At 72.5% G+C, this 13,221-nt stretch carries 12 protein-coding genes; 7 read left to right on the top strand and 5 right to left on the bottom strand.

Going from position 1 to position 13,221, the window contains the following annotated elements:
* The 3 genes from rsmA to rsmI form a co-directional block, all read right to left on the bottom strand.
* Positions 1-795, bottom strand: a 795-nt coding sequence (gene rsmA / locus B7767_RS42520) for a 16S rRNA (adenine(1518)-N(6)/adenine(1519)-N(6))-dimethyltransferase RsmA (RefSeq protein ID WP_085576475.1), incomplete at its 3' end; no start/stop codon positions are given.
* Between the two features lie 34 nt (positions 796-829).
* Complete coding sequence (locus B7767_RS42515) at positions 830-1,720, bottom strand: TatD family hydrolase (protein ID WP_085576474.1); 891 nt, start codon at positions 1,718-1,720, stop codon at positions 830-832.
* 68 nt (positions 1,721-1,788) lie between these two features.
* Complete coding sequence (gene rsmI, locus B7767_RS42510) at positions 1,789-2,637, bottom strand: 16S rRNA (cytidine(1402)-2'-O)-methyltransferase (RefSeq protein ID WP_085576473.1); 849 nt, start codon at positions 2,635-2,637, stop codon at positions 1,789-1,791.
* 85 nt (positions 2,638-2,722) lie between these two features.
* Here rsmI and B7767_RS42505 point away from each other — a divergent pair, with 85 nt between their 5' ends.
* The 3 genes from B7767_RS42505 (at position 2,723) to B7767_RS42495 (ending at position 8,073) form a co-directional block, all read left to right on the top strand.
* Positions 2,723-4,498 (top strand): dolichyl-phosphate-mannose--protein mannosyltransferase, encoded by a 1,776-nt coding sequence (locus tag B7767_RS42505; protein ID WP_085576472.1) that lies wholly within the window; start codon positions 2,723-2,725, stop codon positions 4,496-4,498.
* Positions 4,499-4,646: 148 nt separating this feature from the next.
* On the top strand, positions 4,647-6,293 hold the full coding sequence (locus tag B7767_RS42500) for a penicillin-binding transpeptidase domain-containing protein (RefSeq protein WP_085576471.1): 1,647 nt from the start codon (positions 4,647-4,649) through the stop codon (positions 6,291-6,293).
* Positions 6,294-6,399: 106 nt separating this feature from the next.
* Positions 6,400-8,073: a penicillin-binding transpeptidase domain-containing protein gene (locus B7767_RS42495; RefSeq protein WP_085576470.1), complete on the top strand. Its 1,674-nt coding sequence runs from the start codon at positions 6,400-6,402 to the stop codon at positions 8,071-8,073.
* 197 nt (positions 8,074-8,270) lie between these two features.
* Here the strand turns inward: B7767_RS42495 and B7767_RS42490 are convergent, their stop codons facing one another.
* On the bottom strand, positions 8,271-8,627 hold the full coding sequence (locus B7767_RS42490) for an SsgA family sporulation/cell division regulator (RefSeq protein WP_085576469.1): 357 nt from the start codon (positions 8,625-8,627) through the stop codon (positions 8,271-8,273).
* Positions 8,628-8,816: 189 nt separating this feature from the next.
* Here B7767_RS42490 and B7767_RS42485 point away from each other — a divergent pair, with 189 nt between their 5' ends.
* The 4 genes from B7767_RS42485 (at position 8,817) to B7767_RS42470 (ending at position 12,870) form a co-directional block, all read left to right on the top strand.
* Positions 8,817-9,878 carry an energy-coupling factor ABC transporter permease gene (locus B7767_RS42485; RefSeq protein WP_085576468.1) on the top strand — a complete coding sequence of 354 codons (1,062 nt, stop codon included), beginning with the start codon at positions 8,817-8,819 and terminating at the stop codon, positions 9,876-9,878.
* 1 nt (position 9,879) lies between these two features.
* Positions 9,880-10,641 (top strand): cobalt ECF transporter T component CbiQ, encoded by a 762-nt coding sequence (gene cbiQ / locus B7767_RS42480; protein ID WP_085576467.1) that lies wholly within the window; start codon positions 9,880-9,882, stop codon positions 10,639-10,641.
* A 206-nt stretch (positions 10,642-10,847) separates the two neighbouring features.
* Entirely contained in the window at positions 10,848-11,606 is a 759-nt protein-coding gene (locus B7767_RS42475) for an energy-coupling factor ABC transporter ATP-binding protein (RefSeq protein ID WP_085576466.1), read from the top strand.
* A 103-nt stretch (positions 11,607-11,709) separates the two neighbouring features.
* Entirely contained in the window at positions 11,710-12,870 is a 1,161-nt protein-coding gene (locus B7767_RS42470; RefSeq protein WP_085576465.1) for a serine hydrolase domain-containing protein, read from the top strand.
* On the opposite strand, the gene B7767_RS42465 is transcribed toward B7767_RS42470, so the two are convergent.
* Positions 12,867-13,142: a DUF1876 domain-containing protein gene (locus tag B7767_RS42465; protein ID WP_085576479.1), complete on the bottom strand. Its 276-nt coding sequence runs from the start codon at positions 13,140-13,142 to the stop codon at positions 12,867-12,869. The genes B7767_RS42470 and B7767_RS42465 overlap by 4 nt on opposite strands.
* Positions 13,143-13,221 lie beyond the last annotated feature (79 nt).

Here is a 13,221-nt window from a genome sequence, read left to right as displayed (position 1 = left end):
CGAGACCCCCGCCGCGACCAGGGCGGCCTCGGCCTCGGCCGCCGAACCCGCCCACCCGGCGAGCGCGGCCCGCAGCGTCTTGCGGCGCTGGGCGAAGGCGGCGTCGACGACGGCGAACACCTCGCGCCGGGAGGCGGTGGTCTTCGGCGGCTCCGCGCGGCGGACCAGCGAGACCAGCCCGCTGTCGACGTTGGGCGCGGGCCAGAAGACGTTCCGCCCGATGGCCCCGGCCCGCTTGACCTCCGCGTACCAGTTGGCCTTGACCGAGGGCACGCCGTACACCTTCGAGCCGGGTGCGGCGGCGAGCCGGTCGGCGACCTCCGACTGGACCATGACGAGGGTGCGCTCGATGCTCGGGAAGCTTTCGAGCATGTGCAGCAGCACCGGGACGGCCACGTTGTAGGGCAGGTTCGCGACGAGCGCGGTCGGGGCGGGCCCGGGCAGCTCGGTGACGTGCATCGCGTCGGAGTGGACCAGCGCGAACCGCTCGGCCCGCCCGGGCATGCGGGCGGCGACGGTGGCGGGCAGCGCGGCGGCGAGGACGTCGTCGATCTCGACGGCGGTGACCCGGTCGGCGGCCTCGAGCAGCGCCAGCGTGAGCGAGCCGAGCCCCGGGCCGACCTCGACGACCACGTCGTCGGGGCGGACCCCGGCGGTGCGCACGATACGGCGGACCGTGTTGGCGTCGATGACGAAGTTCTGGCCGCGCTGCTTGGTGGGCCGTACGCCGAGGGCGGCCGCCAGTTCACGGATGTCGGCGGGGCCCAGGAGGGCGTCGGGGGTGGGGCTGGTCACGGGACAAGGGTACGGGGCGCGGCGACCGGGCAGGTCACGCCTGTGGATAACCGAAGGCGCGGGCCGTGTTCGCCCCGAGGGCGGTGGCGAGGGTGTCCTCGTCGACGCCCCGTACGGCCGCCATCGCCCGCACGGTCACCGGCACCAGGTAGGGGGCGTTGGGGCGTCCCCGGTACGGCGCCGGCGTCAGGAACGGCGCGTCGGTCTCCACCAGGACCAGCTCCAGCGGGGCCACCGCGAGCGCGTCCCGCAGGTTCTGCGCGTTCTTGAAGGTGACGTTGCCGGCGAACGACATGTAGTACCCGGCGGCCGCGCAGACCTCCGCCATCTCGGCGTCCCCGGAGTAGCAGTGGAAGACGGTGCGCTCGGGGGCGCCCTCCTCCTTCAGCACGCGCAGGACGTCGGCGTGGGCGTCGCGGTCGTGGATGACGAGGGCCTTGCCGTGGCGCTTGGCGATCTCGATGTGGGCGCGGAAGGACCGCTCCTGCGCCTCCTTGCCCTCCTCGCCGGTGCGGAAGTGGTCGAGGCCGGTCTCGCCGACGCCCTTGACCTGGGGCAGCGCGGCCAGCCGGTCGATCTCGGCGAGCGCCTCGTCCAGCGCCGCGTCCCCGCCGGGTTCGCGGGCGCCCTGCCGGGACCAGCCGTCGGGGTCCCCGTGGACGATGCGCGGGGCCTCGTTGGGGTGCAGGGCGACCGTCGCGTGGACGGCGTCGTACGCGGCCGCCGTCTGCGCCGCCCACCGGGACCCCTCGAGGTCGCAGCCGACCTGCACGACCGTCGTCACACCCACCGACGCGGCCTTGGCGAGCCCCTCCTCCACGGTGCCGGACTGCATGTCGAGGTGGGTGTGCGAGTCCGCGACCGGCACCCGCAGGGGCTCCGGGAGCGGCGGGGCGGCGTTCTTGTCGGGGGCGTTCGAAGGCATGCCCCCGATCCTACGGAAGGGACGTGCCGCACCGTCCGGGCGCGGCCCCCGGCCCTCCCGGGGAGGGCCTACTCCGCGGAGCGTTTCGCCGCCACCACCGCGTCGAACACCTGCCGTTTGGGAAGTCCCGCCTCCACGGCCACCGCGGCGATCGCCTCCTTGCGCCGCTCCCCCGCCTCCTCGCGCACCCGCACCCTGCGCACCAGCTCGGCCGCGTCGACCTCCTCGGCCCCCTTCTCCGGCGCCCCCTCGACCACCACCGTGATCTCCCCGCGCACGCCCTCCGCCGCCCACGCGGCCAGCTCCGCCAGCGGCCCCCGCTTGACCTCCTCGTACGTCTTGGTCAGCTCGCGGCAGACGGCGGCCCGCCGTTCCCCGCCGAACACCTCGGCCATCGCGGCGAGGGTGTCGTCGAGACGGTGCGGGGCCTCGAAGTAGACGAGGGTGCGCCGCTCCTCCGCCACCTCCCGGAGCCGCCCCAGCCGTTCCCCCGCCTTCCGGGGCAGGAACCCCTCGAAGCAGAACCGGTCCACGGGCAGCCCGGACAGGGCGAGCGCGGTGAGCACGGCGGACGGGCCGGGCACGGCGGTGACCTTGACGTCCCGCTCGACGGCCGCGGCGACCAGCCGGTAGCCGGGGTCGGACACGGACGGCATCCCGGCGTCCGTCACCAGCAGCACGCGCGCGCCGCCCGCCAGCTCCTCGACCAGTTCGGGCGTGCGGGCGGACTCGTTGCCCTCGAAGTACGACACGACCCGTCCCTTGGGTGTGACGCCGAGGGCCTGGGTGAGGCGCCGCAGCCGCCGCGTGTCCTCCGCGGCGACGACGTCGGCGCCCGCGAGTTCCTCCGCGAGCCGGGGCGGGGCGTCGGAGACGTCGCCGATGGGGGTGCCTGCGAGTACGAGGATTCCGGTCACGACCCCATCCTCCCAGTAGGGAACGGAGCCGGGGCATACCGGTCATGCGCGGGACTCACACAGCCCTGTTCCCTACGATGGCGCGGTGACCAGTACCGCGTCCTCCACGGACACCCGGCAGGATTGGCCGCCGTACGAAGAGCGGCCGTCGTGGCAGCAGCGGCTGCGCCGTTTCGGCTACCGGGCGCCGGGCCCGGCCAGAGGTGACGTCCACGAGGCCGGCGTCCGTGAGAGTGACGTCCGCGACCGCCTGGTGCCGCCGTACACGGAGCCGTCGAAGCGGCTGTGGGACACGCTCGGGGTGCCGCCGGTGCTCGCCGGGCGCATCGCCCGCTGGTCGGGGTGGGGCGGCCCACTGCTGGTCACGCTGCTGGCGGGGGTGCTCCGGTTCTGGAACCTGGGCAGCCCGAAGGCGGTGATATTCGACGAGACGTACTACGCCAAGGACGCGTGGGCGCTGGTCCACCGCGGGTTCGAGGTCAACTGGGACAAGAACGCCAACGATCTGATCCTCTCGGGCGGTGCCGTCCCCATCCCGACGGACGCGGCGTACGTCGTGCATCCGCCGGTCGGCAAGTACATGATCGGACTGGGCGAGCTGATGTTCGGCTTCGACCCGTTCGGCTGGCGGTTCATGACGGCCCTGCTCGGCACTCTCTCCGTGCTGATGCTGTGCCGGATCGGCCGGCGCCTGTTCCGCTCCACGTTCCTCGGCTGTCTCGCGGGCGCGCTGATGGCGGTGGACGGGCTGCACTTCGTGATGAGCCGGACCTCGCTGCTCGACGGCGTGCTGATGTTCTTCGTACTGGCGGCGTTCGGCTGCCTGGTGGTCGACCGGGACCGGGCGCGCGAGAAGCTCGCCGCCGCGCTGCCCGTGGACGCCGACGGCCGGGTCCGCCCGGACGCGTACGCCGCCGAGAACACCCGGATCGGCTTCCGCCCGTGGCGCCTGGCGGCGGGGGTGATGCTGGGCCTGGCGATCGGCACGAAGTGGAACGGCCTCTACATCATGGCCGCGTTCTGTGTGATGGCGGTGCTGTGGGACGTCGGCGCGCGCAGGGTCGCCGGCGCGCACCGGCCCCGCGTCGCGGTCCTGAAGCGCGACCTGGGCTGGGCGTTCCTGTCGACCGTGCCGGTGGCTGTGGTCACCTACTTCGCCTCCTGGATCGGCTGGATCCTCTCCCCGGCCGACGGCACCGGCGGCTACTACCGCGACTGGGCGGCGAAGGACGGAAAGGACAGCGCCTGGTCGTGGCTGCTGCCCGACTGGTGGCGCAGCCTGTGGCACTACGAGAACCAGGTCTACGACTTCCACGTGGGCCTGTCCTCGCCGCACACCTACGAGTCCAACCCGTGGAGCTGGATCGTCACCGGCCGCCCGGTCTCCTACTTCTACGAGTCCCCGGCCCCCGGCACGAACGGCTGCCCGGCCGACGCGGGCGAGAAGTGCGCCCAGGAGGTGCTGGCCCTCGGCACCCCGATGCTGTGGTGGGCGGCCTGCTTCGCGATCCTCTACGTCCTGTGGCGCTGGCTGCTGCGCCGCGACTGGCGGGCCGGCGCGATCGCCTGCGGCATCGCGGCCGGCTACGCCCCCTGGTTCCTCTACCAGGAGCGCACGATCTTCTTCTTCTACGCCGTCGTCTTCCTCCCCTTCCTCTGCCTGGCCGTGGCGATGCTCCTGGGCGCCCTCGTCGGCCCGCCCCGCTCCACCGACACCCGCCGTGTCGCGGGCGCGACGGCGGCGGGCGTACTGACCCTGCTGATCGCCTGGAACTTCATCTACTTCTGGCCCATCTACACCGGCACCCCGATCCCGATCGAGGACTGGCGGGCGCGGATGTGGCTGGACACCTGGGTTTGAGTCGTTCCGGTGTCCGGGCGGATCTCTGTTCGGACAACAAACGGAAACAGCCGGCCCGGTTGTCACCCCCTGCACATAGAGTGCTTACGCACCGGGCTTTTTGAACACGTTCATAAGGCGTGGGGGTCCGGCGGAGGGGGAGCGTCCGATGGGCAAGGGGGTCAAGGCCGCCGTCATCGGCGGTGTGTTCGCGGTGATGCTGGGCGGGGCCGGGTACGGCGCCTACAACATCGTGTCGGCCGTGAGCGGGGGCGGGAGCGGCGGTTCGAGCGCCGCGGGGACGAAGGAGACCGGGCCGCCGGACGAGGGGGAGGTCGAGGAGACCACCAAGAGCTTCTTCGCGGCCTGGGAGAAGGGGGAGGCGTCCCAGGCGGCGTCGTACACGAACAACGCGCAGGAGGCCGGCGCGCTGCTGACGGCGTACGGCGACGAGGCGCGCATAGGCGAGGTCGACATCACGCCCGGCAAGGCCACCGGCGCCACCGTGCCGTTCGCGGTGAAGGCGACCGTCACCTTCGACGGGAAGTCCGAGGCGCTCAGCTACGAGAGCGAGCTGACCGTCGTGCGCGGGAAGACCACCGGGCGGGCGCTGGTCGACTGGCAGCCGTCCCTCGTCCACCCGGATCTGAAGGAGGGCGACACCCTCGTCACCGAGCAGTCCGCGCAGCCGCCCATCGAGGCGGTGGACCGGAACGGCACGGTGCTGACGAAGGAGAAGTACCCCTCGCTCGGGCCGGTCCTGGACACCCTGCGGCAGAAGTACGGCGCGAAGGCGGGCGGCACCCCCGGCGTCGAGCTGGTGATCAGGCACACCGGGGACACCACGGGCGAACCGGCCGCCGACACCCCGCTGCTGACCCTCGCCGAGGGCGAGCCGGGCAAGCTGCGCACCTCCCTCAGCGCCACGGCGCAGGCCGCGGCCGAGCAGGCGGTGCGGCAGTACCCCGAGTCGTCGGTGGTGGCGGTCAAGCCCAGCACGGGTGAGGTGCTGGCGGTGGCCAACCACCGCGACGACGGGTTCAACGCGGCCTTCCAGGGCCAGGTCGCCCCCGGCTCCACCATGAAGATCGTCACCGCCGCCATGCTCATCGACAACGGCGTGACCTCCATGAACGGCCCCGCCCCCTGTCCGCCCAGCGCCATGTGGCAGGGCCAGACCTTCAAGAACCTCACCGGCATGGAGCCGAACGAGGGCGCCAGCCTCGCCAACAGCTTCCTGCGGTCCTGCAACACGGCCTTCATCAAGCTCATCGACGAGAAGCCGCTCGGCGAGGCCTCGCTCACCCAGGAGGCGCAGGAGCGGTTCGGGCTCGGCCGCAACGACTGGAAGACGGGCATCGACTCCTTCGACGGCAGCGTCCCCGCCGTCGCCGGACCGGACCAGGCGGCGAACGCCATCGGCCAGGGCCAGGTGCAGATGAACCCGCTGAACATGGCCTCCGTGACGGCCACCGCCGTCACCGGTACCTTCCGCCAGCCGTACCTGGTCCCCGCCGACCTCGACGGCCGGCAGTTCGCGCGGGCCAAGGGGCTCCCGGCGGGCACCGCCTCCCAGCTCAAGCAGATGATGCGGCTCACCGCCACCCAGGGCACCGCCCAGGAGGCCATGGCCGGGCTCGGCGGTGACATCGGCGCGAAGACCGGTTCCGCCGAGGTCGACGGCAACGCCACCTCCGACAGCTGGTTCACCGGCTTCCGCAACGACGTCGCGGCGGCGGCCATGGTCCAGAAGGGCGGCCACGGCGGCGACGCGGCCGGGCCGATTGTCGCAGCCGTGCTACGAGCGGCCGGCTGACCGCGCCGGGCCCGCGGCGGGACTCTAGTGTGGTGGCCGTCGTTGGCACACGTGAGCACCACGAGGGCCACGGGGAGCCCGGCGGACAGCGGAGGAACGGGAAGCAGTGGGGAACAGAAGGAACGCCACCGAGGGGCGCAGGACACGACCCGTCGTACTCGGCGGGGTGATCGCCGTGGTCGTCGGTGGCGCCGGGTTCGGCGCCTACGCGCTCCTCGGCGGCGGTGCCGCGGCCGAGGACGGCACGCGGACGTCGTCCGCCGCGCAGGCGGAGGACGCCAGGACCGGGCCCCTGTCCGCCGCCGAGGTCACCGGCACGGCCGAACGCTTCCTCACCGCCTGGCAGGCCGGGAAGGTGAAGGAGGCCGCCGCCGCCACCGACGACCCCAAGGCCGCGACCGCCCTGCTCACCGCATACGCCGAGGACGCCCGGATCAAGGACGTCACCCTCACCGCCGGCACCCGCACCGGCGGCAAGGTCCCCTTCGCCGTCAAGGGCACGGTCTCGTCCGGGGACGTCGGCAAGCCGCTGGCGTACGACAGCGCGCTGACCGTCGTACGCCGGGCCGGGGACGGTGAGCCGCGGGTGGCCTGGCAGCCGGCCGTGGTGCATCCCGAGCTCAAGGAGGGCGACACCCTCGTCACCGGCGAGGCGGGCACCCCGCCCGTCAAGGCGCTGGACCGGGACGGCGAAGAGCTGACCACCGCCGCGTACCCGTCCCTGGGGCCGGTGCTGGACGGGCTGCGCGAGAAGTACGGCGAGAAGGCGGGCGGCGAGGCAGGCGTCGAGCTGCGGATCGTGCGCGGCAAGGCGTCGAAGAAGGCGGAGCTGTCCGACAAGACCCTGCTGGAGCTGAGCGAGGGCACGCCCGGCACGGTGAAGACCACGCTGAGCCCGTCCCTGCAGGCCGCCGCCGAGGCGCAGGTGGCGAAGAAGGAGCGGGCGTCGGTGGTGGTGCTGCGTCCGTCGACCGGCGAGATCCTGGCGGTGGCGAACTCCTCGCACGGTTTCAACACCGCGTTCTCGGGTTCGCTGGCCCCGGGCTCCACGATGAAGGTGATCACCTCCTCGATGCTGATCGAGAAGGGCCTCGCCTCGATGGACGAGCAGCACCCGTGCCCGAAGTACTTCACCTACGGCGGCTGGAAGTTCCAGAACGACGACAAGTTCGAGATCAAGGACGGCACGTTCAAGGCGAGCTTCGCCCGCTCCTGCAACACGGCCTTCATCAGCCAGGCGCCCGAGCTGGCGGACGACGACCTGACCAAGCAGGCCCAGCAGGTCTTCGGGCTGTCGATGAACAACTGGCAGGTCGGTGTCCCGACCTTCGACGGCTCGGTGCCGGTGCAGTCGAAGGCCCCGATGGGGGCCTCCCTGATCGGCCAGGGCGGGGTGCGGATGAACCCGCTGAACATGGCGTCGGTGTCGGCGACGGTCCAGTCGGGCGTCTTCCGCCAGCCCTACCTGGTCTCCCCGGAGGTCGACGGGCGGAAGCTCGCGACGGCCTCGCGCACCATGTCGGCCGGCACGCTGGCGCAGCTTCGGGAGCTGATGTCGTACACCGCCTCCTACGGCACCGCCGCGGAGGCGATGGCCGGGGTGAGCGGCGAGAAGGGCGCGAAGACCGGGTCGGCCGAGGTCGACGGGCAGAAGAAGCCCAACGGCTGGTTCACCGCGTACCGCGGGGACCTGGCGGCCGCGGGTGTGGTCCAGAAGGCCGGTCACGGCGGCTCGACGGCCGGACCGATCGTGGCGGCACTCCTGAAGAGCGCCGGCTGAGCGATCCGGAGGCCGGGAGCAGTCCTGGACGCCGGGGGCAGTCCCGGAAGCCGGGGGGGAGCCCTGGAGGCCCGGAGGTCAGCCCCGAAAGCCAGGGGGTCGGTCCAGGAAACCGGGGGAGTCCCGGAAGCCGGGCGGCACCCCCGGGCACCGGACGCCGGCCCCGGACACCGGGGAACAGCCCCGGAGACCGGGGTTCAGTGCGGGACGGGTTCGGCGGCGGCCGCGTAGGTCCGCCGCAGGAACCGGGCCAGGGTCTTGGTCTCGAACTGCACCACCGAGACGCCCTGCGCGGTGTGGAACTCGACCACGGCCTGGACCCGGCCGCACGGCCACACCCGTATCTCGTCCCGGCCCGCGGGGGCGCTCAGACCCTGTTCCAGCAGTTCCCGTGCGACGGTCCATTCGCGGGGCGCGGCGCCCGGGAGCGCCACGTGCACGCAGCGGGGGTCCTGTTCGGAGTCGTAGCGCAGTACCACGGGTACCGCTCCGCGGTCCTCTTCCAGGAGGTCGGTGACGATGTGGGCTCGCGCGTACTGCTCTACCACGGACATCGGTGGCCCCTTACGCTGCGTCGATCTGCCTGAAAGGCGTGCAATCCGTATACCCACCCCCCGTTCAATCGTGCACCCGATCCGGAATCCGCGCGTCCGAGAGGCGCATATCACAGCCGAGCTGTGCGTGAGGTAAAACAAGCGGCTCGCTCTTGCGCAACGTTTGCAACAGGCCACATCATCGAGTCCGTGCACGCACCTGACGGATTCATCAACGCCCCCGTGTCCGCCGCGGCCGGAGTCGTCGCCGCCGGCGCGATCGCCGTGGGCCTGCGCGGCGCCCGCCGCGAACTCGACGAACGGACGGCACCGCTGGCCGGACTGGTGGCGGCGTTCATCTTCGCCGTGCAGATGCTGAACTTCCCCGTCGCGGCGGGGACCAGCGGCCATCTGCTCGGCGGCGCCCTCGCCGCGATACTCGTCGGCCCCTTCACCGGCATCCTGTGCGTCTCCGTCGTCCTGCTGATGCAGGCCGTCCTCTTCGCCGACGGCGGACTGACCGCGCTCGGCGTGAACATCACCGACATGGCGATCGTCACCACGGTCGTCGCCTACGCGCTCTTCCGCGGCCTGGTGAAGGTGCTGCCGCGCACCCGCCGCTCGGTGACCGCCGCCTCCTTCGCCGCCGCCCTGGTCTCCGTCCCGGCCTCCGCCGTCGTCTTCACGCTGCTCTACGCGATCGGCGGCACCGCCGACGTCTCCCTCGGCAAGGTCGCCACCGCCATGGTGGGCGTGCACGTCCTCATCGGCATCGGCGAGGCCGTGATCACCGCCCTGACCGTCGGCGCGGTCATCGCCGTCCGCCCGGACCTGGTGCACGGGGCGCGCGGCCTGACCCGGAAGCTCAAGCTGCGGGTGAACGGCGAGCTGGTCGACGCCCCGGACGCCCCGGAGCCGGAGCCCGTCCCCGCCCGTTCCCCGCGGAAGGTCTGGATCACCGGTCTGGTCGCCTCGCTGTTCCTCGCCGGGTTCGTCAGCTTCTACGCCTCCGCGGACCCGGACGGCCTGGAGAAGGTCGCCGGCGACCACGGCATCGACGAGAAGGCCGAGGAGCACGCGATCGCCGGCTCCCCGCTGGCCGACTACGGCGTCGAGGACGTCGACGACGCCCGCCTCTCCGGCGGTCTGGCCGGTGTGATCGGCGTGGGCGTGACGGTCGTCGCGGGCACCGGCGTGTTCTGGGCGGTCCGCAGGCGCCGTGCCGGCGACGAGGCCGAGGCCGCCGCCTCCCCCACCGGCACGAGCGTCTGACGTGGGAGCGGGCCACGCGCACAAGCTCTACCGGCACGGGCACTCCCCCGTGCACGCCCTGCCGCCGCACACCAAGCTCGCCGCGGTCTTCGCCTTCGTCCTGGTCGTGGTCTCCACCCCGCGCGAGGCGATGTGGGCGTTCGCGGTGTACGCCGGCCTGCTCGCCCTCGTCGCGTACGCCGCCCGCGTCCCGGCCGGCTTCCTGCTCAGGCGGCTGCTGATCGAGGTCCCGTTCGTCGCCTTCGCCGTCCTCCTGCCGTTCGTGGCGGAGGGCGGACGGACCGACGTCCTCGGGCTGTCGCTGAGCGTGAACGGACTGTGGGGCGCGTGGAACGTGCTGGCCAAGGGCACCCTGGGCGTGGCCGCCTCGGTCCTCCTCGCCTCCACCACCGAGCTGCGCGAACTCCTGCTCGGCCTCCAGCGGCTGAGGCTTCCGCCGCTGCTGGTGCAGATCGCCTCCTTCATGGTCCGCTACGGCGACGTCATCACCGACGAGATGCGGCGCATGCGGATCGCCCGCGAGTCCCGCGGCTTCGAGGCGCGCGGGGTGAAGCACTGGGGTGTGCTCGCCAAGTCGGCGGGCGCGCTGTTCATCCGCTCCTACGAACGCGGCGAGCGGGTGCACCTGGCCATGGTGAGCCGCGGTTACGCCGGTTCGATGCCGGTGATCGACGAGGTGACCGCGGACCGGGCGCAGTGGTCGTACGCTTCACTGCTCCCGGGCGCGGCTCTCGTCGTGTGCTTGCTGGGATGGACCCTTTGAATCCTCCCCCTTGGGTCATAAGGGGGATTCCTGGCTCACGCTGCACGGCTGCCCAGCGGGCAACCGAGACTGACACGATCGACACCAGCCGGGTTGAAACCAGCCCGGTTGACAGCAGTGACACAGAGGCAGTGCAAGCTTGGCTCTCGCATGCATCGGCCGTTGACAACGATACTCACCCGCAAGCTGGGAAGTGGGCGTTTCCTATGACACCGTCCCTGGAGGTCTCCGGCCTCGCCTTCGCCTACCCCGACGGTCACCAGGCCCTGTTCGGCGTCGACTTCTCCATCGCGCGCGGCGAGCGGGTCGCGCTGCTCGGTCCGAACGGCGCCGGCAAGACGACCCTCGTCCTCCACCTCAACGGCATCCTGACCGGCGGCACCGGCACGGTGACGGTGGCCGGACTCGAGGTCGGCAGGCGGCACATGGCGGAGATCCGGCGCCGGGTCGGCATCGTCTTCCAGGACCCGGACGACCAGCTCTTCATGCCGACGGTGCGCGAGGACGTGGCGTTCGGTCCGGCGGCGGCCGGGCTCCGGGGGCCCGAGCTGGAGGAGCGGGTGGACCGGGCGCTGGGCCTGGTCGGCATGGCGGAGTTCAAGGACCGCCCGCCGCACCACCTCTCCTTCGGCCAGCGGCGCCGGGTGGCCGTGGCGACCGTACTGGCGATGGAGCCGGAGATCCTGGTCCTGGACGAGCCGTCCTCCAACCTGGACCCCGCCTCCCGCCGCGAACTCGCCGACATCCTGCGCTCCCTGGACGTCACCGTCCTGATGGTCACGCACGACCTGCCCTACGCCCTCGAACTGTGCCCGCGCTCGCTGATCCTCAGCGACGGCGTGATCGCGGCCGACGGCACCACGGCGGACCTGCTCGCCGACGACGGGCTGATGCGCGCCCACCGCCTCGAGCTTCCGTACGGTTTCGATCCGCGCTCGGTGCCGGCCGCGCCCGGCCGTTCGTAACGATCGCGCGCAGTCGCCTCCGCCCAGGAATCGCAGGCGGACCGGCACTGTTGCACGCACTGTCACAGGCGAGTGTCACAGGCGAGTGGAAGGACCGAGGGACGTGGACGTGCACGGCACGGTGGCCGGGGGCTTCGAACCGGTCCGGGAGGCGTTCGCGCGGAACTTCGAGACGCTCGGGGACCGGGGCGCGGCCGTCGCCGTGTACCGGGACGGGCGCAAGGTCGTCGACCTGTGGGCCGGGGTGAAGGACGTCGACGGCACGGAGCCCTGGGAGCGGGACACCGCGCAGGTCGTGCGCTCGGCGACCAAGGGCGTCGCCGCCGCCGTACTCCTGCTGCTGCACCAGCGCGGCGAGCTGGACCTGGACGCACCGGTCGGCCGGTACTGGCCGGAGTTCAAGGCGCACGGCAAGGAGCGGCTGCTGGTCCGGCACGTACTGAACCACCGCGCGGGACTCCCCGTCCTGGACCACCCGCTCACCCCGGACGAGGCGGCCGACCCCGTGCGGGCCGCCGAGGCGGTCGCCGCGCAGGCCCCCGCGTGGGAGCCGGGCACCGACCACGGCTATCACGCGCTGACCTACGGCTGGCTGGTCGACGAGCTGGTGCGCCGCGTGACCGGCCGGGGTTCCGGCGAGTGGATCGCGTCGGAGATCGCCGGCCCGCTGGGCCTGGACCTGTGGGTGGGGCTGCCGGAGGCGCGGGCCCACCGCGTGGGCACGGTCGGCAGGATCGAGGGCCCCGAGCCGTCCGGGACGCTCCGCGCCCGCCCCAAGCGCTCGGTCACCGACGCCTACGCCGACCCGTCCTCCCTCACCCGCCGCGCCTTCGCGGCGATCACCCCCTTCCCGGACCAGAACGACCCGGTGTTCCGCGCGGCGGCCCTGCCCGCCGCCAACGGGATCGCGACGGCGGACGGACTGGCGCGCTTCTACGCGTCACTGACCGGCCCGGTCGACGGCGTACGCCTCCTCGACCCGGCCACCGTGGAACTCGCCCGCGCCGAGGAGTCGGCCGGCCCCGACCGGGTGCTGGTGGTGAACACCCGCTTCGGGCTCGGCTACATGCTGCACGGCGGCGCCTCCCCCCTCCTGGCCCCGGGCTCCTTCGGCCATCCCGGCCGCGGCGGCTCCCTCGGCTTCGCCGACCCGGAGTCGGGCATCGCCTTCGGCTACGTCACCAACGGCTTCCGCAGGACGGTGACGGCGGACCCCAGGGCCCAGGCGCTGATACGGGCGGTACGTCAGGCCCTGACGGACTAGACGTGGATCGGGTGCGAGATGCGGCCCGACGCGTCGTCGATCTCGCCGTGCGCCTTGGTCAGCATCTGCATGGCGAGTTCGTTCAGCGCGCGTGCGCCGGCGATCTCCTCCCCGACCCGTGGCTGATTGGAGTCGGTGTGGTGCCGGTTCGCGTGGCCGTTGGCCCGCACCTCGGTCCCGTCGGGCAGCCGGACCAGCGCGGCGGCACGCGTCTGCCGGTCGTCCTCCTCGAACTCCAGGTCCACGTGCCATCCCACTGCGGTGTGCATCATGACGATCACCTCCGGAATTCCTCTCATTCCAGGGTGCTCCTCGTACCGCGCCCGCGCACCCGCCCGTGCGGCGGCGCGT

It is taken from the genome of Streptomyces sp. 13-12-16 (assembly GCF_002114215.1).
Taxonomy (GTDB): Bacteria; Actinomycetota; Actinomycetes; order Streptomycetales; family Streptomycetaceae; genus Streptomyces.
This window is presented reverse-complemented; position numbering and strand designations above follow the sequence as displayed.